We start from the raw sequence: 20,760 nt of genomic DNA on the forward strand, positions 1-20,760 counted from the left end.
GGGGAGCTACGTCTCGGTACGCCTAAGGTGGCCCCTAGCAATCGGTCCACCCTGCCCCTCGAAGGACATCGATGCCCGCCAAGAAGAAGTCCCGCCGCACGCGCCTCATCGTGATCGGGGTCGTGCTCGTGCTCGTGGCGGGCATCGTCTACGGGTCGTACTGGAGTGTCGCCACCGTTCGCGCCTCCCTCCCGCAGACCACCGGAACCCTGCAGCTCAAGGGCCTGACCGGGGCCGTCCAAGTGAAGCGCGACGGCAACGGCATCCCGCAGATCTACGCCGACACCCCCGAGGACCTGTTCCGCGCGCAGGGCTACGTCCAGGCCCAGGACCGCTTCTACGAGATGGACGTGCGCCGGCACCTGACCGCCGGCCGGCTGTCGGAGATGTTCGGCAGCGGCCAGGTCGAGACCGACGCCTTCCTGCGGACGCTCGGCTGGCGCCGGGTCGCCCAGCAGGAGTACGACACCAAGCTGTCGGCCACCACGAAGAAGTACCTCCAGGCCTACTCCGACGGGGTCAACGCCTACTTGGACGGCCACTCGGGCGCCGATCTGTCCGTCGAGTACGCGGCGCTGAAGTTCAGCAACGACTATGTGCCGGAGAAGTGGACCCCGGTCGACTCGGTCGCCTGGCTCAAGGCGATGGCCTGGGACCTGCGCGGCAACATGCAGGACGAGATCGACCGCGCCCTGCTGTCGAGCCGGCTGAGCCGCGCGCAGATCGCCCAGCTCTACCCCGCCTACCCGTACGCCCGGAACAAGCCGATCGTCGAGGGCGGCAGGGTGGACGACCTCACCGATGAGTACGAACCGGCAGGAAGCGGCACGGAAGCGGGCATAGATCCCGCAGTCGGTGTGAACGAGGGCGGCGGCACGGAGACCGGCACGGGACTCGGCGCCGACGCGGAAACCGGCACGGAACTCGGCACGGCGACCGACGCGGCATCCCTCACGGCAACCGGCACCGGTACGGCCACCGCCACCGGCGCCGGCCCGGGCGCCGCCACCGACACCTCCGGCGCGGCGCAGAACGTCCAGTCGCAGCTGGCCTCGCTCTCCGACACCCTCGACCAGATCCCGGCGCTGCTCGGCCCCAACGGCAACGGCATCGGCTCCAACTCGTGGGTGGTCTCGGGCGACCACACCACCACCGGCAAGCCGCTGCTGGCCAACGACCCGCATCTGGCTCCGCAGATGCCCTCGCTCTGGTACCAGATGGGCCTGCACTGCAACACCGTCGGCAAGGACTGCCCCTTCGACGTGGCGGGTTACACCTTCTCGGGCATGCCAGGTGTGATAATCGGGCACAACTCGTCGATCGCCTGGGGCATGACGAACCTCGGTGCCGACGTGACCGACCTCTACCTGGAGAAGGTCACCACCGACACGTACCTCTACGACGGCAAGCAGAAGGCCTTCGAGACCCGCAAGGAGACCATCAAGGTCGCCGGCGGCGCCGACCGCACGATCACGGTGCGCAGCACCGGAAACGGCCCGGTGATCTCCGATCGCAGCGCCGAACTGCGCACCGTCGGCGACCGCGCACCGGTGCCCAACTCCGCGCCCGACCGTGCCGAGGGCTACGCGGTCTCCCTGCGCTGGACTGCGCTGACCCCGTCCAACACCATGGACGCGGTCTTCAAGCTCGATTCCGCGACCGGCTGGGAGGAGTTCCGGGCAGCCGCCCGCGACTTCGCCGTCCCGTCCCAGAACCTGATCTACGCCGACAACAAGGGGCCGAAGGGCCACATCGGCTACCAGGCGCCCGGCCGGATCCCGATCCGCGCCGGCGGTTACGACGGCACCTACCCGGCCCCCGGCTGGGACTCGCGGTACCAGTGGAAGGGGTACATCCCCTTCTCCGAGATGCCGTACGACTTCGACCCGCAGCGCGGCTACATCGTCACCGCCAACCAGGCCGTGGTCGACCAGGACAAGTACCCCTACCTGCTCACCCAGGACTGGGGCTACGGCACCCGCAGCCAGCGGATCAGCGACCTGATCCAGTCCAAGATCAAGGACGGCGGCCTGGTCTCCATGGACGACATGCAGGAGATGCAGGGCGACAACAGCAGCGAGATCGCCAAACTCCTGGTGCCGTACCTGCTGAAGATCGACATAAGGAACGATAAGGACGACTACGTCCGCAACGCCCAGAAGCTCCTGGAGGGCTGGGACTACAACCAGGACGCCGACTCGGCGCCGGCGGCCTACTTCAACGCCGTCTGGCGCAACATCCTCAAGCTGGCCTTCGGCAACAAGCTGCCCAAGGAGCTGCGCCCGGTGGGCCAGTGCCTGACCGTCCCGGCCGCCGACAGGTCCGGCCCGGTCGACGACCTCGACGGCAAGCCCGAGCTGGTGCGCGAGTGCGGCCTGCGCGCCGCCGACCAGGCGCAGCCCGACGGCGGCGACCGCTGGTTCGAGGTCGTCCGCTCGATCGTGAAGGACGAGGACAACCCGTGGTGGACGGACTCCCCCTCGGCCTTCTACGACAAGGACAGCGACCGGGCGCACACCACCCGCGACGAGCTGTTCGCCCGGGCCATGAAGGACGCCCGCTACGAGCTGACCGCGAAGCTCGGCAAGAACATCGACACCTGGAGCTGGGGCCGCCTCCACACCCTGGAGCTGCGCAACCAGACCCTGGGCACCGGTGGCCCGGCCGTCGTCCGCTGGCTGCTCAACCGCGGCCCGTGGCAGCTCGGCGGCGGCGAGGCCGCGGTCAACGCGACCGGCTGGAACGCGGCCGGCGGCTACGAGGTCGTCTGGGTGCCGTCGATGCGGATGGTCGTCTCGCTCGCCGACTTCGACAAGTCCCGGTGGATCAACCTGACGGGCGCCTCCGGCCACGCCTACAGCGCCCACTACACCGACCAGACCGCCAAGTGGGCCGCGGGCGAGCTGCTGCCGTGGATGTTCAGCAAGCCGCGGGTCGACACGGCGACGCAGGAAACCCTCGAGCTGACGCCGTGACCGTGACGGGCGGAACGTGACACGAAGGGGCGGGCCGTCAGGCCCGCCCCCTTCGTTCGTCCCCGAGGCGCTGACCCGCTGCTGGGCGTTCTCCGTCCCCCTCGCCTCCGTCCCCCTCGCCTCCGCCCCCCTCGCCTCTGGTGCCGCCCGCCCCTCGAGCCCCCGCCCTCAGGGGCCGCCGAAGCGCCGTACGCCCTGCGGCGTCACCACCGCGTCGACCGGCCGGTCGTGCGGCTCGCAGGGCACCCGGTCCAGCACCTCGTGCGCGTACAGCAGCACCACCAGCGCCGGCGTCGCGCCCGCCGCGTCCAGCCGGGCCAGGACCCGGTCGTACGAGCCGCCGCCGCGGCCCAGCCGCCGGCCCCGGCCGTCGACGGCCAGTCCGGGGAGCAGCACCGCGTCCGCCTCGGTGACCGCGTCCGGGCCGAGACGGGGGCCGGTGGGCTCGTACAGGCCCCGGGCGGCCGGCCGCAGGGTGCCGGGCCCCTCGTAGAGCGCCCAGTCCAGGTCGTTGTCGGGCAGCAGGACGGGCAGAAGCACCCGTTCCCCGCGTTCGCGCAGCACCTCGAGCAGTGCGCGGGTGCCGGGTTCGGCGCCCACCGACACGTACGCCGCCACGGTCCGGGCCCGCGAGAACGCGGACAGGGCCAGGGCGTGTTGCGCGATCGCCCGTTCGGCCTCCGCCCGGTCATCGGCAGTCAACCCGCGTCTCACCTGGAGGAGGCGTTCTCGCAATTCCCTTTTGATAATCTCGCCATCACTCATTTGACGTGCAAGCGCCGCCTTTCGTCATCAAGCAACCGGAACTTCATCTTCACCTCATAGCCAGCGGTTATCGTTGCCCCATGACTCACGCGCGTACCCGGATCAGCAAGGCGGTCATCCCTGCCGCCGGGCTTGGCACCCGTTTCCTGCCCGCCACAAAGGCGACGCCCAAGGAAATGCTGCCGGTGGTCGACAAGCCCGCAATCCAGTACGTCGTCGAGGAGGCCGTCGCCGCGCACCTTTCCGACGTCCTCATGATCACAGGCCGGAACAAGCGGCCGCTCGAGGACCACTTCGACCGCAACTACGAGCTCGAGTCGGCGCTGACCGCCAAGGGCGACGAGGCGCGCCTGGCGCGGGTCCAGGAGTCCAGTGACCTCGCCACCATGCACTACGTGCGCCAGGGCGACCCGCGCGGCCTCGGCCACGCCGTTCTCTGCGCCGAGCCGCACGTCGGGGACCAGCCCTTCGCTGTGCTGCTCGGCGACGACCTGATCGATCCCCGCGACCCGCTGCTCGGCCGCATGATCGAGGTGCAGGAGCGACACGGCGGCAGCGTCGTGGCGCTGATGGAGGTCGACCCGAGCCAGATCCACCTCTACGGCTGCGCCGCCATAGTCCCCACCGGCGACGACGACGTGGTCCGCGTGACCGACCTCGTCGAGAAGCCCGCGCGGGAGGAGGCGCCCTCCGCGTACGCGGTCATCGGGCGCTATGTGCTGGACCCGTCGATCTTCGCGGTGCTCAGCAAGACCCGGCCCGGCCGCGGCGGCGAGATCCAGTTGACCGACGCGTTGCGCGAACTGGCCCAGGAGGGCGGCCCGGACGGTCCGGTGCACGGCGTCATCTTCACCGGCCGGCGCTACGACACCGGAGACCGGGGCGACTACCTGCGTGCGATTGTCCGACTGGCGTGCGAACGTGATGACCTGGGGCCGGACTTCCGGTCCTGGCTGCGCACGTTTGTCAGCGAGGAGATGCAAGATTGAGCAGTGGCACGGCCGACCGCGTCTGGTCCGTCTCGGAGCACCTCGACAACATCCTTCGGCAACTGAAGCCGCTGGAGCCCATCGAGCTCCAACTGCTCGACGCCCAGGGGTGCGTCCTCGTGGAGGACGTCATGGTGCCCGTTCCGCTGCCGCCCTTCGAGAACAGCTCGATGGACGGCTACGCGGTCCGCACCACCGACACCCTGGGCGCCGACGCCTCACATCCGGCCGTGCTCACCGTCGTCGGTGACGTGGCGGCCGGCAGCGGCGAACTGCCCACCGTGGGACCGGGTCAGACGGCCCGCATCATGACCGGCGCCCCGCTGCCGCCCGGCGCCGAGGCCGTGGTGCCCGTCGAGTGGACCGACGGCGGCACGGGCGGCGACCCGGTCATCGGCATGCCGGCCGCGAGCCGGAGCCCCGACGCCGTGGGCGGCGAGGTCCGCGTCTACCGACCCGTGGAGCGGGGCGACCACGTCCGGGCGCGCGGCAGCGACGTCGCGGCGGGCGAGCTGGCGCTCAGCGCCGGCACGGTGCTGGGCCCGCCGCAGATCGCCCTGCTCGCCGCCGTCGGCCGCGCCACCGTACGGGTGCGGCCCCGGCCGAGGGTGGTCGTGGTCTCCACCGGCAGCGAACTCGTCCCGCCCGGCGAGGAGCTGGGCCCCGGCCGCATCCACGACTCCAACAGCTACATGCTCACCGCCGCAGCCCGCGAGGCCGGCGCCCAGTCCTACCGGGTGGGCGCGGTCGTGGACGACGCCGAGACCTTCCGGGCCACCGTCGAGGACCAGTTGATCCGGGCGGACCTCGTGGTCACCACGGGCGGCGTCAGCGTCGGCGCGTACGACGTGGTGAAGGAGGCGCTCGGCGAGGAGATCGAGTTCCGCAAGCTGGCGATGCAGCCCGGCAAGCCGCAGGGCTTCGGCTTCATCGACGCCGGAGCACGCGCCGAGGCGGGGGGCGACGGGGAGGACGCGCAGGCCGCGCCGCCGGAGCCGGAGCGCACCCCGCTGCTCGCGCTGCCCGGCAACCCGGTCAGCGCCTACGTCTCCTTCGAGCTGTTCGTCCGGCCCGCCATCCGCACCCTCATGGGCGTGGAGCCGGTGTTCCGCACGACGGTGCGGGCCGTGTGCGACAGCGATCTGACCTCCTCGCCCAAGGGCCGGCGGCAGTTCCTGCGCGGCCGCCACGACCCCGCCACCGGCCGGGTCACCCCTGTGGGCGGCGCCGGCTCGCACCTGGTCAAAGCACTCGCCCACGCGAACGCGCTGATCGTGGTGCCCGAGGACACGACGCAGGTCGCGGCGGGCTCGGAGGTCGACGTCGTGCTGCTCGACTGAGCGGGTACCGTTACTGCCCACGCGAGCACGCGGCGAGCAGTGGGAGTGCCGGACCGATGACAGAACAGCAGCATCTGACGCACATCGACGACGCGGGGGCGGCCCGCATGGTGGACGTCTCGGAGAAGGACGTCACCACCCGCGTCGCCCGGGCGACCGGCCGGGTCCTGGTGTCGCCGCGTGTCATCGAACTGCTGCGGGGTGAGGGCGTGCCGAAGGGCGACGCCCTCGCCACCGCGCGCATCGCCGGGATCATGGGCGCCAAGCGCACCCCCGACCTCATCCCGCTGTGCCACCCGCTGGCCGTCTCCGGGGTGAAGGTCGACCTCTCGGTGGGCGACTCGTCCGTGGACATCACCGCCACCGTGAAGACCACCGACCGCACGGGCGTGGAGATGGAGGCCCTCACGGCGGTGAGCGTCGCCGCGCTCACCGTCGTCGACATGGTCAAGGCCGTCGACAAGGCCGCCGTCATCACGGACGTGCGGGTGGAGGAGAAGACCGGCGGCAAGTCCGGCGACTGGAGCCGCACCCGATGAGGGCACTGGCGATCACCGCGTCCAACCGCGCCGCCGCCGGCGTCTACGAGGACCGGGGCGGCCCGCTGATCGTCGCCGGACTGCGCGAGATGGGCTTCACCGTCGACGGCCCGCGTGTCGTCCCCGACGGCGAGCCCGTCGGCGACGCGCTGCGGGAGGCCGTGGCCGGGGGGTACGACGTCGTGGTCACCACCGGCGGCACCGGCATCTCGCCCACCGACCGCACCCCGGAGGTCACCCGCGGGGTCCTCGACTACGAGGTCCCCGGAGTCGCGGAGGCGATCAGGGCCGCGGGCCGCGAGAAGGTGCCGACGGCCGCGCTGTCGCGTGGCGTCTGCGGTGTCGCCGGGCGCACCCTGGTGGTGAACCTCCCCGGATCGACCGGCGGCGTCAAGGACGGCCTGGCCGTCCTGGCCCCGATCCTCGTCCATGCCGTCGAGCAGATCCACGGCGGCGACCACCCTACGTCTGGGAGACCGAGCTGAACGGGTCCTGGCCGGCCGAACTGGCGGACGGGGACGTCCTCCTCCGCCCGATAAGGATGCGCGACCAGCGGGCCTGGCGCGAGGTGAACCGGCGCAACCGGCAGTGGCTGCGGCCCTGGGAGGCCACGGTGCCGCCGGCGCCGCCGGGCCACCTCACCCAGCGGCCCACCTACCGCCAGATGGTCCGGCATCTGCGCCACGAGGCCGCCGCGGGCCGCATGATGCCGTTCGTCGTCGAGTACCAGGGGCGGCTCGCCGGTCAGCTCACGGTCGCCGGGATCACGTGGGGCTCCATGTGCAGCGCCCACATCGGCTACTGGGTCGACGAGGCCGTCGCCGGGCGCGGGGTCATGCCCACCGCGGTCGCGCTCGCCGTGGACCACAGCTTCCGTGCGGTGGGACTGCACCGCATCGAGGTCTGCATCCGGCCGGAGAACACCCCGAGCCGCCGGGTGGTGGAGAAACTCGGCTTCCGTGAGGAAGGACTGCGCCCCCGCTATCTCCACATCGACGGGGCGTGGCGCGACCACCTGGTCTTCGCGCTGACGGCGGAGGAGGTGCCGGAGGGAATGCTCCGGCGCTGGCACCGGACGCGACCGGGAACGGCTCACAAATAAAATCTTTGTTCGAAAGTGGCCGCCGATTCGACTCCGATGTGGGCACGATCAGAAAAAAATTTCGGAGTATCAGCCAGATCGTGCGACACACCGCGCCGAATTGCGTATCCCGTGTGGCCGACCCCCCTACCGTGTGATGCGTGAGCAGCAGCGGCCTCATCTACGCAGTCATCGTCGGGGCCTGGGCTGCCTACTTGGTGCCGATGTGGCTCCGTAGGCAGGACGAGCTCAACGAAGCGCGCCCGACGGAGCGCTTCAGTACCGCCATCCGGCTGCTGTCCGGACGTGCGGCGCTGGAGCGCAGGTACGCCAAGACGGCGGACCCGGAATCGGAGACCGAGGCGGAGCCCGCGGTCGACGTCCGGGCCCTTGCCGTACCCGCGACAGAGGTGAAGCCGAAGTCCCGGCAGAGCGGGAAGCCGGGCAAGCCCGGCAAGCAGGGCGGTCAGGCGCACCCCCGGACGGTGAGGAAGCCCGATCCGCGCGCCAAGGTGCTCGCCGCCCGACGCCGCACCATCACGCTGCTCTTCCTCGCCTTCACCGCCGGCATGATCGTCGCCGCGGTCGGCGGTGTCGCCTTCCTCTGGGCCCCGGCCGCGCCCGCCGTGCTGCTCACGTTCTACATCGCCTATCTGCGCACGCAGGAACGCCGCCGCTTCGAGGTCAAGCTCGACCAGCGCCGTGCCGCCGACGCCGCCAAACGCCTGCGTGAGGCCCGTACGACCCGCGAGCCCGGCCTGGACGCGCCCGACGCGGCAGAGCCCGCACAGCCCGCCGAGGAGCCTGCGACGGCCGACCGGCGCGCCCTGGTGGAGCAGACCGACCACGCCGAGTGGGTCGACCAGCAGCGCGTCCCCGCCGAGGACACCTGGGAGGTCCCGGCCCCCCGGCCCACCTTCTCCACGGCCCCGGTCACCCCGCGCCGCTCCCGCGACCGCTCCCGCACCCCTCTGTTCGACCAGCACGCCGACCGCGGCCGGCCCCGAGCGGCCAACGAGTGACCTCCCAGCGCGGGGGGCGCGCCGAGCACCCTCGGCGGGATGCTAGAGTTTTCCTCGTTGCAAGGGCCTGTGGCGCAGTCCGGTAGCGCACCTCGTTCGCATCGAGGGGGTCAGGGGTTCGAATCCCCTCAGGTCCACAGCAGCTCAAAGCCCCTGTCGGAGAGATCCGGCAGGGGCTTTGTCATGCCGTACAGCAGCGAAGTACAGCAACTACGGTCGATCTTGCTTGTCGAGATGCTTGCCGAGCCTGCGCAGAGCCTTGCGCGTCGCCTCGGACGGGACATGCGTGTAGATCTCCATCGTCACCGCGAATGCACCGGATTGCAGCCGCCGCAGGGAAGCGCCACTCGGGACGAGCTCGCGGGCAAGCTCCAGAGATGGGAGCCGATCCGGCGCATGACGTCGAGGAGTTCGTCGGGCTCGTCGGCGCCCCAGCGGTCCTTCTGGAACTTGGGGTCGATGCACAGTCGCAGGGCCTGGTCCTCCGCCCAGAGGAACGTGCCGACGCCCGTCGACGGTCGAGTCGAGGGCACCGTCGGAGACGGCGTAGACCGACGCGTAGATGCCGCGGGCCACTGCCTCGGCCGGATGGACCTCCGCCCATGTCCGCCATGGCGGTCCCCGGGGCTCCGGATCCTCAGCGAACGTGCCTGCCTCCATGAGCACCGGGAGCCGCAGCCCGTTCCCGTACTTCTGGTAAGCGTGTGCCGGCAGGGCGACCGGGACAGCGGGGCGGTCAGTTCGGCGCCGCATCCCGCGCACGCGAAAACGAACACATGCCCTCCGCTGGAGAATCGGGGGACATCGTCGCAGTTTTCCCCGGGGCTATCGCGTAGAAGACGGGTGCGATGTCGCGGACGGTCGGTCGCAGGCGGCTGATCTCGGGCGGGCGCCGGCGCGCTCCCGACCCGCCCGGTGGCCACGGCGGTATCGGAATCGCCATGCGCCCGCGCCTGTGTGCGCGGCCGAACGGATCGGCCCGCCAGGGCTGTCGACGTCGCCACGCACTGTGTCCTCCGTCACGTTCTCCAACCTCATCGCGGCTCGGACGTCTCTGGGCATGGACAGGTAGTCGAATCCCTCTGACAGCACGTCCAACAGTCGCGCCTTCGCACTCTCAGGAGGAACTCCTTGCCCTGGAAACGCCGCGCCGGTCACCGCGCCGCAGCACTGTCCCTGGCCGCCGCCGCCGTGGTTCTCGGCGGTTGCGCCGCGCCCGCCCCGGTAGCGGTGAAGGCGCTGGACAACAGCCCGTCTCCTGTGAAGTCCGCGGTCGTCCACCCCTCGCAGGGAACGCAGGGAACGCAGGGAACGCAGGGAACGCAGGAACCCGAGGACGCTGTCACCGAGAAGCCGGTGTCGTACCGGCCGGCGGACCCCGAGGACACCGTGCGGACGCCGTCCGGGTACCTCGTCAACAAGTGCGTGCCCCGACGGCTGTATGAGCACGTCACGACACTGACCACACAGGACGGCAAGCACCTCTCCACACTGATCCTGGGCAAGGGGCCGGACGCCGTCTACTTCGGGCATCAGTACGGAGGCCAGATCTGCAACTTCCTCGACCTCGCCGAGGAGTTCGCCAAACGCGGCTACCGGGTGATGCTTCCGGAGTTCCGCAACCACGTCGCCTCTGAGAAGTCCGACTCCTCCAGCGCCCTGGACGCGAAGGCCGCCTTCGACAAGCTCAAGGACCTCGGGACGAAGCGGGTCTTCCTCGCGGGGGCCTCCTGCGGCGGAACCACCGCGGCCACGCAGGGCGTGGCGAGCGGCATACCCCTCGCGGGCCTGGCTCTGCTCTCCTCGCCGGCGCGGTGTGACGGCGACGCGGTGGCGGCGGTCAAGAAGATCAAGGCGCCTTCGATGTTCTTGGTCGAGCACGACGACATGCAGGGAGGGCACGAGCGGCAGATCCGCGAGCTCTACGAGGCGTCCGCGGCGTCGGACAAGCGCCTCGTCGCGGTCGACGGCGAGGAGCACGGGACATTGATGCTGTACGGATCCAAGGAGGACGACGAGCGACGCGCCATGGTCGTCAGCTTCATCGCGAACGCGTTCACCGCGGGCGACGAGGCAGGCGGCGGCTCGCGGTAGGCCGCGACCGTCACCCACCCGAAGCGACCCACACGGCTTGTGTGGGAGCAGGCGGGAATCCCGGGCCTTTAAGCCCGGGAGGATGTCAAGCCTGCTGCCCGCTCCTCGTCCGCGACCGGGGACCCCGGCACACGGGTCGCCGCCGCATAGCGGCCTGCCCTGCCGCGCGGTCCCGGACGCGTGAAATGGGCTGGCGCCGTGCGGGGCGCGGGGAGGAGCATGCGGCGGTGGAGATTCTGATGTCGGGGCCGCCGGACGGCGAGGTGGAGGTGCCGGCGCGGATCAGCGCGCTGGCGGGGGAGCGGGCGCCGCTGCCCGTGTGGCGCAACGAGGCGGGCGGGGTGACGTTCCGGCTGGGCGCGGGCGAGGACCGGCTGTTCGCCAAGTGGGCGCCGGCCGGCTCGGGGCTCGACCTGGGAGCCGAGGCCGAGCGCCTGGAGTGGGCGAGCCGCTTCACGCCCGTGCCGCCCGTCCTGGAGTACGGGACGGACGAGGCGGGCGCCTGGCTGGTGACGCGCGGGCTGCCCGGGGAAAGCGCCGTCAGCCCGCGCTGGACGGCGGACCCCGGCACGGCGGTACGCGCGCTGGGCGCCGGGCTGCGCGCGCTGCACGACCGGCTGCCCGTGGACCGCTGCCCGTACGACTGGTCCGTCGGCACCCGCCTGGAACGCGCCCGGAGGGCCGGCAGGCGCGTGCCGGGGGACCTGCCGCCCGCGCCCCCGGTCGACCGGCTCGTGGTGTGCCACGGAGACCCCTGCGCGCCCAACACGCTGCTGGGCGAGGACGGTTCCTGGTCGGGCCACGTCGACATGGGCGCCCTCGGTGTCGCCGACCGCTGGGCCGATCTGGCCGTCGCCACATGGAGCACCGAGTGGAACTACGGGCCGGGCTGGGAGGACGCGCTCCTGGAGGCGTACGGCACAGTCCCCGACCCGGAGCGGACAGCCTATTACCGGCGCCTGTGGAGCGTCACCTGACGGGCGCCCCGACGGGACGGCCCGGCCGCGGGAAACCCCGCGTCAGAGCAGGGGGTTGGGCAGTCCCGTCCACTGGTCGCCGTGCGCGGCGGTCTCCAGCCGCATCGACGTCAGGGCCTTGACGGCGAGTTCGGGGGCGCGGAGCAGGGCCGCCCGGTCCGCGAGGGCGTCCGCCGTGGTGGGGTGGGCGTCGAAGGCGCGGACGGCCTCCGTGCGCACCGCGTCCCACAGCCGGGCCTCGGTGGGGCGGTGGCCCTCCCCGAGGGCGGAGACGAGGCTGCCGAACGTGGTGGCGACCAGGGAGCCGTAGAGCTTGGAATGCAGGACCGCCGGGTCGTCGCTGAGGCCGCGGCCCATCGGGGGCACGCGGACGCCGTGCCGGGCGAGGCGGGCCGGGCTGATCCGGACGTCGGCGAGGTCGCGGTAGACCAGCCGCAGCGGCCGGGCGTGCCGGTCGAGGACGACCAGCAGGTTCTGGCCGTGCGCCTCCAGGGCGACGCCCCAGGACAGCAGCCGCAGCAGGGCCGGGAGCGCGAGCCCGGCGAAGGCGGTGAGCCACGCGGCGCCGTCCGGGGGCGGGCCCGGTGCCGCGGCCGCGAGCAGGGAGCGCAGCAGCGGCGGTCCGCCGGCGGCGGGGCGCCCGGTGAGGGCGGCGACGGGCAGCACGCTCTCGCCGGCCGCGGGGTCCGCGAAGCCGGCCGGGGACTCCCGCAGGATCGCGGCGAGGTCGGGGACGGCCTCACCGCCGACGACGGCGCAGGCCGCCCCGAGGTTGCGGGTGATGTGCAGCGTGCCGGGGCCGAGCCGCCGGGCCAGTTCGTCCAGCAGCCCGGACAACGGGGCGCTGTCGGTCACCGAGCGGGCGGAGATGTCGCGGACGGACGAGGTCATCCGCATGCTCAGCGCCGTCTTCAGGTGCGGCCCGCCGCCCCGCGGGGCGAGGGTGCGCACCGACATCAGGGGCCGGGCGGGGACCGCGGCCTCGGCATAAGGGCGCACCCCGAGGGCTGGCAGGATGTGCCGGGTCTGCCAGGGATGGACGGGCAGCAGCAGCCGGTCGCCGTCCCGGAACCGGTCCGGCCAGACGCCCGCGACCAGGCACTCGGCGGCGGGGACGGCGACGAGGTCGAGGGCGACGACGGGCCGGTGCTCGGGACCGTAGGCCAGTTGCTCGGCCACGGAGAAGCCGGGGCGGCTGCGGCAGCACGGGTGGTAGGGGTGGCCGTCGACGACACCCTGCTCGTAGGAGGCGAGTGACGGCGGCCGGACGCCGCCGTCCCGCGAGCCGTGCGCCTGCGCGGCGTCCGCGGCTCCCGCGCGGGACAGGGCGAGCGAGGCGACGCTGTGGTCGAGTTCCTCGCGCAGCAGGCCCGACCCCGGCAGGCCGAGGGCCTCCACCAGGGCGGCCGGATGCTCCTGGGGCCGGCCGTCCAACAGGAGAACGGTCTCGTCCGCCGGCGACCCCAGGTCGTGCGGCAGTCGCCGCGGCCCGGTGAGCACCCGGCCGTCGTGCAGGAGTACGCGGCCGGGACCGCGCGAGGCGATCCCCGGCAGGGGCTCCAGGAGCAGGGCGCGCCACAGGCGGCCGAGCACGGCGGCGCGGGCGCCGGGGAGCGCGGCGGCGTACGCGTCGCGCAAATCGGGTCGGAGCGCCGCCAGGTCGCCGGCGAACGCCGTCTCCAAAGGGCGCCGCGTCGCAGCCGCCGAGTGCGGGTACATGTTGGGTGCCTACCCTACGCAGGAGGTCGCCGACCGTGCTTCGACCAGCGCAGTCGCCCGTGGAGACGAGCCGCCGTGGGTGACGCCTGGGAACGCGCCGAGGCGCTGTCCGCGACGGCCCTGCTGAACTGCCTGCTGCGCGAGGTCGCCGAGGCCGCGGGTGAGGACGGCGGCCGTCTCGTCCACCGGCTGCCCGCGACCGGCCGGCTGCTGCGGACGCGGCCGGGGCGGCGCCCCACCGGCCCCGAGCTGCGCACCCGGGACGGCTGGCGGCCGCTCCCGCTGGAGGGCCTGGTCGAGGTCGCCTCGGCGGAGCTCACCGCCCGCACAGGTGTGACCGCCCCCGGGCTGCCCGCGGAGATCGCGGACAGCCGCGACGTGCTCGCCGCCCTGTTGGAAGCCCGCGACCGCACGCCGCCGCCCGCCGATCCCTATCTGCGCTCCGAGCAGGCCCTGGTGGCCGGGCACCGCTACCACCCCGCGCCCAAGAGCCGCGGTGGCGGCCCGCCGGAGAGCTGGCTGCCCTACGCGCCCGAGGCGCACGCGAGCTTTCCGCTCACCCTGCTCGCGGTCCGCGCCGACCTGCTGGCAGGGGAGGGCGACACCGCGGTGCTCGACCGGCTGTACCCGGACGTTCCCGGCGGCTACCGGGTGCTGCCCGCGCACCCCTGGCAGCTGGCCCTGCTGGGGGACCTCCCCGCCTTCCACGACGGGCGCCTGCTGCGCCTGGGCCGCACCGCCGTGCCGGCCGTGCCGACGGCGTCCCTGCGGACGGTGTACCTGCCCGAGGCCGACCTCTTCCTGAAGTTCAGCCTCGACGTGCGGATCACCAACGACATCCGCCGGCTGTGGCGGCACGATCTGCGCTGGCTCGGCCCGGTGGACGAGGTGCTGCGCGGCGTCCCGGAGGCGGACGTCCTGTCCGACCGCGGGTACCGCACCGCCGCCCTGGGCGGCCGGGACCCGTACGAGGCGCTGGCCGTGCTGGTCCGCGAGGGTTTCGGCGGGCACGTGCGGCCCGGGCTGACCCCGCTGCTCGCGGCCGCCGTCGCCGAGGGGTACGAGGGCAGCCCGCTCGCCGCGCCGGGACTCACCGCGCGGGACACGCTGGCCTGGTGGGAGGCGTACCTGCGGCAGGTCGTGCCGCCGGTGCTGCACGCGTATCTGCGGCACGGGGTGGTGCTGGAGTGCCACCTGCAGAACGTGCTCGTCGCCGTGGACGCCGACGGCCTGCCGGGCCAGGCGCTCTTCCGCGACCACGAGGGCGTCAAGCTGGTCGAGGAGCGGCACCGGGAGCTGCTGCGCCGCCGTCGTCGGCCGGACGCCGCCGGGCCCGGTGTGGACGCCGCCCACGGCTGGGAGCGCCTGGTGTACTGCCTCGTCACCAACAACCTGCTGGAGATCGCGGGCGCGGCCGCCGAACGCCACCCCGGCCTCACCCCGGCGCTGTGGGCGCGGGCCCGGCGCTTCCTCCAGGAGTGGGCGGCCGGGCACGGCGACCCGGCACCGCTGCGGGAGCTGCTCGCCGCCCCGCACATCCCCGCGAAGACCAATCTGCTCCTGCGCTGGACGGAGGCGGACGGCGCAGCCGCCCGCTACCAGCCGCTGCCGAACCCGCTGCGGCCCCGGGCCGGCGAGGCGACCGGCTCCGACCCCGGCTCCGGCTCTGACCTCGGCTCCGGCTCCGGCTCCGACCCCGGCGAGCTGCACGCGGCGGCGCCGCCGAACCCCGTGGCGCCGCCCGGGCGCCCTCGTCCTGCTGAGAGCGGCTGAGGCCGGCGTCACGGGGCGGAGGCGTTCCGGGACGGCGGCGGTCAGCGGTGCGACGGCCGACCCGCGGGGCCGCCGGGATCACCTGTCGTCGCCGGCCTGGTCGGGCACGAGTCGTTCGAGGACGTCCTGGAACTCCTCGCCCACGGTGATCAGCAGCCCGTCGCCGTCCTTGTGGCTGAGCTGGGTCAGCACGCCGTCCCGCCACCAGTAGACGTACGGGCTGATCGGACCCACCGCGTCCTCGTGGCCCGCCGCGGCGAAACCCGCCATGCCGTTGAGCGCGGGGATGACGCCGCTGTCGCGGATGGCGTGGAAGGCCAGCTGGTGCCGGAACGGCATGGCGACCAGCGCCCCGTCGGCGGTCAGCGGTTTCCCGGTGACCCGTTCCACCAGCTCGTCCAGGACCAGCACCCGGGCGGCGGTGAAGAAGGAGTCGCCGACCAGGACGTCGAAGCGCACGTCGGCGTGCCGGACGACCTCGTGCCGTTCCACCGGAAGGTCGCGCAGATTGAGCAGGGCGCGGCCGCGCAGCTCGCGGGCGTCGCCGAGCGGGACCAGGGCGTGGTCGGCGAGCGTCATCACGCTCTCCGGGAGGTCCAGGGCGAGCACCTCCAGCAGCCCGGGCGCGGCGACGCGGGCGTAGCGGAAGGTCTCGGGGTCGATCGCGTCAGGGGGGACGAGGCGCGGGTAGAGCCGCTCGCGGATCTCCTCGGCGGGCATGGTCTCCAGCGGTGAGGGCCCGTCGAGCGTGCGCAGCACCGCCCCGATGTGCTCGCGCGCCAGCTGCGGCCACACGCGCGGGCCGCGCCGGTCGTTGTGGCACAGCGCGGCGAGGTTGCCGAGCCCGAAGCGGCGGCCGGAGTCGTCGGTCACCATGTCGGTGAAGACGGTGACCTCCAGCCCGAGCTCGGCGAACGATTCCCGCACGATCGCGCGGAAGCGCGCGCCCTCGTCCACCGAGAAGAAGGCGTACTCGGGGTCGCGGGGTGCGTCCCGCTGGTCACGCTTCGGCCCGCGCCGGAAAATCCCCACCTCAGATGTCCCCTCGACAGACCTGGACTCGACTCCACGAGCAGGGCGCGATCCTATCGGCAGGCGCCCGGGGCCGCCCTGCGCGTTCAGCCCTCGCCGTCCGGTGCGTCCCGGTAGGTCTCCAGCAGCCGCAGCCACACCTCGCTCATGGTGGGGAAGGCCGGTACGGCGTGCCACAGCCGCTCCAGCGGCACCTCGCCGGCGACGGCGATCGTGGCCGCGTGCAGCATCTCCCCGACCGACGGGCCGACGAAGGTGACGCCGACGAGGTGGCCCCGGTCCAGGTCGACCACGGCGCGGGCCTTGCCCTTGTAGTCGTCGGCGTACAGGCCGGCGCCGGAGACGCTGCCGATCTCGTAGTCCACGACCTTCACGCGGCGGCCCGCCTGCCGTGCCTGTTCGGCGGTGAGGCCGACGGCGGCGGCCTCGGGCTCGGTGAAGACGACCTGGGGGACGGCGCTGTGGTCGGCGGTGGCCGTGTGCCGGCCCCAGGGAGCGGTGTCCAGGGGCTCGCCCTTGGCGCGGGCGGCGATGGCGGCCCCGGCGATACGGCCCTGGTACTTGCCCTGGTGGGTGAGGAGGGCGCGGTGGTTGGTGTCGCCCGCGCAGTACAGCCAGCCGCCCTCGACGTCCTCGACCAGGCAGGTGTCGTCGACGGCCAGCCACGAGCCGGGGGTCAGGCCGACCGTCTCCAGGCCCAGGTCGTCGGTGTGCGGGGCGCGTCCGGTGGCGAACAGGACCTCGTCGGCGACGAGTGCGGAGTCGTCGGAGAGCAGCAGGGTGACCGGCCCGGCCGCATCGGCGCGCCGCAGCTCCGTCACCGACACGCCGAAGCGGATCTCCGTCCCGGCGGCGCGCATCCCTTCCGCGACGAGCCCGCCCACGAACGGCTCCCAGCGCGGCAGCAGCGCGGAGCCGCGGACCAGCACCGTCACCTCGGAGCCGAGCGACCGCCACGCGGTCGCCATCTCGACGCCGACGACACCTCCGCCGACCACCACGAGCCGCCCCGGCACCTCGGAGGAGCTGGTGGCCTCGCGGCTGGTCCACACGCGGCCGTCGGCGATGCCGGGCAGCTCGGCGCGGGTGCCCGTGCAGACCGCCACGGCGTGCCGGGCCAGCAGGACGCGCTCGCCGCCGTCCGGGGTCTCGACGACGACCCGGCGCGGGCCGTCGAGCCGTCCGCGCCCCCGGACGAGGTCGATGCCGACCGAGTCCAGCCAGGTCACCGCCCCGTCGTCCTTCCAGTTCCCCGTCCACCAGTCGCGCCGGGCCAGCACCGCGGCGGCGTCCAGTCGCCCGCCCGCGGCCTCCCGGGCCCCCGCGACGGCCCGCGCGGCCTCCAGCGCCGCCTGCGGGCGCAGCAGCGCCTTGCTGGGGATGCACGCCCAGTACGAGCATTCGCCGCCGACCAGCTCCGCCTCGACCACCACGGTGGTCAGTCCGGCCTGCCTGGTCCGGTCGGCGACGTTCTCCCCGGTGGGGCCGGCGCCGATGACGATGACGTCGTAGGTGTCCGTGCGCGTGCTCGTACCGCTGTCAGCCGCCGTTGTCATGGTTCCACCGTAGGCAACGCCGCGTCCGCGCACAGCCGGAGCCCCCGGTCTCACCGCCGCTGTCACCGCACGGTCCCACCGCTCTCACCGGTCCCACCCGGGGCGGCGCCGCCCCGCCCGGGGCGTGCTCCTGGAGGGGCACGTCCGGGCGGCCTCAGGCGGGCAGCTGCTGTTCCGTCCAGATGACCTTGCCCCGTTCGGTGTAACGGGTGCCCCAGCGGCGGCAGAGCTGGGCGACGAGGAAGATGCCCCGGCCGCCCTCGTCGGTGTTGGCCGCGCGGCGCAACCGGGGGGAGGTGCCGCTGGCGTCGGCGACCTCGAAGACCAGGGCCCGGTCGCGCAGCAGCCTGGCCTGCACGGGGCCGGCGCCGTGCCGGATGGCGTTGGTGATCAGCTCGCTGGCGATCAGCTCCGTGGTGAAGGCGAGCTCGTCCAGGCCCCAGTCCCGCAGCCGGTGGGTGATGGCGGAGCGCAGGGCGGAGACGGCCGCGGGGTCGTCGGCCACGTCCCAGCAGGCCACCTGGGCCTCGTCCAGGGAGCGGGTGCGGGCGACGAGCAGGACGACGTCGTCGGCGCAGGGCGCGGGGCGCAGCGCGGCCTCGAGCGCGGCGCAGACCTCCTCCGGCGGGCTGTCGCGCGGGAGGGCGGCGAGGGCGCGGCCCAGGCGGCGCATGCCGGTGTCCGGGTCGAGGTGGCGGCCCTCGATGAGGCCATTGGTGTAGAGGACCAGGCCGCTGCCCTCGGGGACCGGGAACTCCGCGGCCTCGAAGGGGAGTCCGCCCAGGCCCAGGGGCGGTCCGGCGGGCAGGTCGGGGAAGCACACCCCGCCGTCCGGGGCGAGCAGCGCCGGTGGCAGGTGGCCGGCGCGGGCCAGCCGGCAGCGCCGCGTGACCGGGTCGTAGACCGCGTAGAGGCACGTCGCGCCCGCGAGGCCGGGACCGGTGCTGCTCTCCTCGTCGAGGCGGACGACGAGGTCGTCCAGGCGGCCCAGCAGCTCGTCCGGGGGCAGATCGAGGGCGGAGAAGTTGTGCACGGCCGTACGCAGCCGGCCCATGGCGGCGGCGGCGTGGATGCCGTGCCCGACGACGTCGCCGACGACCAGCGCCACCCGCGCCCCGGAGAGCGGGATGACGTCGAACCAGTCGCCGCCCACCCGGCCGCGCGCCGCCGGGAGGTAGCGGTGGGCGACGTCCACGGCGCGCTGCTCCGGCACGCCGTTCGGCAGCAGGCTGCGCTGGAGTTCGAGGGCGAGCTGGTGCTCGCGGGTGAACAACCGGGCGTTGTCGATGCAGACGGCGGCGCGGGCGGCGAGGTCCCCGGCGAGGGTGAGGTCGTCGTCGGCGAAGGGCTCGGCCCGCGCGGCCCGCGCGAAGGTGGCGACGCCCAGCAGCGTGTCGCGGGCGCGCAGCGGGACGGCGATGACGGCGCGCGGTTCGCCGTCCGGGCCCGGGGAGGTGTCACGGACGGCGGAGCTGCCGCACAGGGCTCTGGCCTGGGGGCTGCCGGGGGCGAAGCGGACCGGTTCGCCGCTGGTGTTCGGGGCGTACGCGGCGCCGGGGGCAGCGTCGCTCGCCGCCACCCGGCGCAGCTCGGCCCCGGGGCCGCCGGGGGCCGAGCCGTGCAGGACGGGGCAGAACAGGTCGACGGTCGCCTCGTCGGCGAAGCGGGGCACGGTGACCTCGACGATCTCGCGGGCGGTGCGGGCGACGTCCAGGGTGGTGCCGATCCGCAGGGCGGTCTCGCCGAGCAGTTCCAGGCGGCGGCGCGCGGCGACGGCGAGACGGCCCACCCCCGGCTCGCCGACCAGCAGCGGCTGGCGCCCGGACCCGCCGTGGGAGGCGTCGGGGACACGCGGGGACCCGGCGCCCCCGGGCAGGCTGACCTCCACGACGGCGCCGCCCGCGGCGAGCGGCCTGCACAGAAGGTGCGCCGTGCGGCCCTGCGAGAGGGGGAGTTCGAGCGCGTCCCGCCGTCCGGCGGCGATCAGATCGGCCGCGCTCCCGGCGAGTGCCGACTCGTCGCCGTCGGTGAGTCCGGCCGGAGGCCCGACGCGCCGGACGTGCCCGGTGCCGTCGAGCCGCAGGCAGCCGCCCGCGGAGGCGCGGCCGTGCTCGGCGGTCAGGTAGGTGTGCAGCAGGGCGCGTTCGCGTGCGCCGCACTGCTCGAGGAGCCGCCGCTCGATGGCGAGGGCGCAGCCGAGGGCGAGTTCGGCCATGAGGGGATGCGCGTCACCGTGCAGACTGGTGAGGTCGAGCACACCCTCCACCCGCCCGCTGACGGGGTGGCGGACGGGCACGCCGAAGCAGGTGAAGCCCCGCAGGGCGGCGGAGAAGTGCTCCTCGCCGGAGACGCGGACGGGCTGCCGGGCGGCCAGGGCGGTGCCCATGCCGTTGGTCCCGGCGTCGAGTTCGTGGTAGCTGAAGCCGGGGGCGAGCCGCACCCGGTCCAGAGCGGGCAGCAGCGGGGGCTCGGCGGCACGGCGGTCGACGATCATCCCCCGGTCGTCGGCGAGCAGCACGGCGGTGCGGGTGCCGGAGAGCGTGCCGGCGAGCCGGTCGAGGACGGGACCGGCGGCCCGGACCAGGGCCCCGGTGAAGTCGAGGTCCTCGCGGTACGGGACCTCGAAGCGCTCGGGGTCGAGGCCGGCGGTCTCACAGCGCTCCCACGAGGCGAGGATCGGTACCCGCACGGATTCGACCACCAGGCTCACTCCTCGACTTCCGCGTCCCAGGTCCCGAAAGTAGGACGGCGGAACGGCGGCAGGAGGCGGGTCGGTGAAATAGCCGCGTACAGCCACTCGTGTGGGTGATGGCGGTTTGACAGGGGGCGACCCGGACGCCGACGGGAGGGAGATCGCTTCGCGAAGCGGCGCGCGGTGGTGAACACTTGGACCCGCAC

General features: G+C 73.6%; 16 protein-coding genes, 1 tRNA gene and 1 pseudogene. 11 read left to right on the top strand and 7 right to left on the bottom strand.

Annotated features, from left to right (window positions below):
* The first annotated feature begins 71 nt into the window (after nt 1–71).
* Complete coding sequence (locus ACRWND_RS03030) at nt 72–2,975, top strand: penicillin acylase family protein (protein ID WP_431945548.1); 2,904 nt, start codon at nt 72–74, stop codon at nt 2,973–2,975.
* A gap of 168 nt (nt 2,976–3,143) precedes the next feature.
* Here the strand turns inward: ACRWND_RS03030 and ACRWND_RS03035 are convergent, their stop codons facing one another.
* Nucleotides 3,144–3,740: a 5-formyltetrahydrofolate cyclo-ligase gene (locus ACRWND_RS03035; protein WP_431945550.1), complete on the bottom strand. Its 597-nt coding sequence runs from the start codon at nt 3,738–3,740 to the stop codon at nt 3,144–3,146.
* Nucleotides 3,741–3,820: 80 nt separating this feature from the next.
* Here ACRWND_RS03035 and galU point away from each other — a divergent pair, with 80 nt between their 5' ends.
* From galU to ACRWND_RS03070, 7 genes are all read left to right on the top strand, one after another.
* On the top strand, nt 3,821–4,729 hold the full coding sequence (galU, locus tag ACRWND_RS03040; protein ID WP_431945552.1) for a UTP--glucose-1-phosphate uridylyltransferase GalU: 909 nt from the start codon (nt 3,821–3,823) through the stop codon (nt 4,727–4,729).
* A complete protein-coding gene (locus ACRWND_RS03045) occupies nt 4,726–6,069 on the top strand; it encodes a molybdopterin molybdotransferase MoeA (protein ID WP_431945554.1) in 1,344 nt (447 codons plus the stop codon). The genes galU and ACRWND_RS03045 overlap by 4 nt, the downstream gene beginning before the upstream one ends.
* Before the next feature lie 56 nt (nt 6,070–6,125).
* Nucleotides 6,126–6,608, top strand: a complete 483-nt coding sequence (gene moaC, locus ACRWND_RS03050) for a cyclic pyranopterin monophosphate synthase MoaC (RefSeq protein WP_431945556.1) — start codon at nt 6,126–6,128, stop codon at nt 6,606–6,608.
* Nucleotides 6,605–7,093, top strand: a complete 489-nt coding sequence (locus tag ACRWND_RS03055) for a MogA/MoaB family molybdenum cofactor biosynthesis protein (protein WP_431945558.1) — start codon at nt 6,605–6,607, stop codon at nt 7,091–7,093. Before moaC ends, ACRWND_RS03055 begins: the two co-directional genes overlap by 4 nt.
* Complete coding sequence (locus tag ACRWND_RS03060; protein ID WP_431945743.1) at nt 7,090–7,710, top strand: GNAT family N-acetyltransferase; 621 nt, start codon at nt 7,090–7,092, stop codon at nt 7,708–7,710. The genes ACRWND_RS03055 and ACRWND_RS03060 overlap by 4 nt, the downstream gene beginning before the upstream one ends.
* Before the next feature lie 140 nt (nt 7,711–7,850).
* On the top strand, nt 7,851–8,711 hold the full coding sequence (sepX, locus tag ACRWND_RS03065) for a divisome protein SepX/GlpR (RefSeq protein WP_431945560.1): 861 nt from the start codon (nt 7,851–7,853) through the stop codon (nt 8,709–8,711).
* Nucleotides 8,712–8,774: 63 nt separating this feature from the next.
* Nucleotides 8,775–8,848: transfer RNA gene (locus tag ACRWND_RS03070), tRNA-Ala, on the top strand.
* A gap of 165 nt (nt 8,849–9,013) precedes the next feature.
* On the opposite strand, the gene ACRWND_RS03075 is transcribed toward ACRWND_RS03070, so the two are convergent.
* Both ACRWND_RS03075 and ACRWND_RS03080 read right to left on the bottom strand, forming a co-directional pair.
* Nucleotides 9,014–9,244 carry a DUF6461 domain-containing protein gene (locus ACRWND_RS03075; RefSeq protein ID WP_431945562.1) on the bottom strand — a complete coding sequence of 77 codons (231 nt, stop codon included), beginning with the start codon at nt 9,242–9,244 and terminating at the stop codon, nt 9,014–9,016.
* A pseudogene (locus ACRWND_RS03080) lies at nt 9,240–9,487 on the bottom strand (hypothetical protein); the annotation flags it as partial. The pseudogene ACRWND_RS03080 and the gene ACRWND_RS03075, both read right to left, overlap by 5 nt.
* A gap of 355 nt (nt 9,488–9,842) precedes the next feature.
* Here ACRWND_RS03080 and ACRWND_RS03085 point away from each other — a divergent pair.
* Both ACRWND_RS03085 and ACRWND_RS03090 read left to right on the top strand, forming a co-directional pair.
* On the top strand, nt 9,843–10,805 hold the full coding sequence (locus ACRWND_RS03085; RefSeq protein WP_431945564.1) for an alpha/beta hydrolase family protein: 963 nt from the start codon (nt 9,843–9,845) through the stop codon (nt 10,803–10,805).
* A gap of 227 nt (nt 10,806–11,032) precedes the next feature.
* Nucleotides 11,033–11,782 carry an aminoglycoside 3'-phosphotransferase gene (locus tag ACRWND_RS03090; RefSeq protein ID WP_431945566.1) on the top strand — a complete coding sequence of 250 codons (750 nt, stop codon included), beginning with the start codon at nt 11,033–11,035 and terminating at the stop codon, nt 11,780–11,782.
* A gap of 42 nt (nt 11,783–11,824) precedes the next feature.
* Here ACRWND_RS03090 and ACRWND_RS03095 read toward each other — a convergent pair whose 3' ends face one another.
* On the bottom strand, nt 11,825–13,501 hold the full coding sequence (locus ACRWND_RS03095) for an IucA/IucC family protein (RefSeq protein ID WP_431945568.1): 1,677 nt from the start codon (nt 13,499–13,501) through the stop codon (nt 11,825–11,827).
* Between the two features lie 75 nt (nt 13,502–13,576).
* Here ACRWND_RS03095 and ACRWND_RS03100 point away from each other — a divergent pair, with 75 nt between their 5' ends.
* A complete protein-coding gene (locus ACRWND_RS03100; protein ID WP_431945570.1) occupies nt 13,577–15,274 on the top strand; it encodes an IucA/IucC family protein in 1,698 nt (565 codons plus the stop codon).
* A gap of 78 nt (nt 15,275–15,352) precedes the next feature.
* On the opposite strand, the gene ACRWND_RS03105 is transcribed toward ACRWND_RS03100, so the two are convergent.
* The 3 genes from ACRWND_RS03105 to ACRWND_RS03115 form a co-directional block, all read right to left on the bottom strand.
* Nucleotides 15,353–16,306, bottom strand: a complete 954-nt coding sequence (locus tag ACRWND_RS03105) for a hypothetical protein (RefSeq protein WP_431945572.1) — start codon at nt 16,304–16,306, stop codon at nt 15,353–15,355.
* 86 nt (nt 16,307–16,392) lie between these two features.
* The gene (locus ACRWND_RS03110) at nt 16,393–17,862 is read right to left on the bottom strand and encodes a dihydrolipoyl dehydrogenase family protein (protein ID WP_431945574.1); all 1,470 of its coding nucleotides are present in this window, start codon (nt 17,860–17,862) and stop codon (nt 16,393–16,395) included.
* 154 nt (nt 17,863–18,016) lie between these two features.
* Nucleotides 18,017–20,563: a SpoIIE family protein phosphatase gene (locus ACRWND_RS03115; RefSeq protein ID WP_431945576.1), complete on the bottom strand. Its 2,547-nt coding sequence runs from the start codon at nt 20,561–20,563 to the stop codon at nt 18,017–18,019.
* Nucleotides 20,564–20,760: the final 197 nt, after the last annotated feature.

It is taken from the genome of Actinacidiphila sp. bgisy167 (assembly GCF_965342175.1).
Lineage (GTDB): Bacteria > Actinomycetota > Actinomycetes > Streptomycetales > Streptomycetaceae > Actinacidiphila.

Excerpts from the sequence above, each read along its gene's own strand:
- ACRWND_RS03055 (WP_431945558.1), top strand. The coding sequence starts at position 6,605 with ATGAGGGCACTGGCGATCACCGCGTCCAACCGCGCCGCCGCCGGCGTC.
- ACRWND_RS03030 (WP_431945548.1), top strand. The coding sequence starts at position 72 with ATGCCCGCCAAGAAGAAGTCCCGCCGCACGCGCCTCATCGTGATCGGG.
- moaC (WP_431945556.1), top strand. The coding sequence starts at position 6,126 with ATGACAGAACAGCAGCATCTGACGCACATCGACGACGCGGGGGCGGCC.
- ACRWND_RS03110 (WP_431945574.1), bottom strand. The coding sequence starts at position 17,862 with ATGACAACGGCGGCTGACAGCGGTACGAGCACGCGCACGGACACCTAC.
- galU (WP_431945552.1), top strand. The coding sequence starts at position 3,821 with ATGACTCACGCGCGTACCCGGATCAGCAAGGCGGTCATCCCTGCCGCC.
- ACRWND_RS03035 (WP_431945550.1), bottom strand. The coding sequence starts at position 3,740 with ATGAGTGATGGCGAGATTATCAAAAGGGAATTGCGAGAACGCCTCCTC.
- ACRWND_RS03095 (WP_431945568.1), bottom strand. The coding sequence starts at position 13,501 with ATGTACCCGCACTCGGCGGCTGCGACGCGGCGCCCTTTGGAGACGGCG.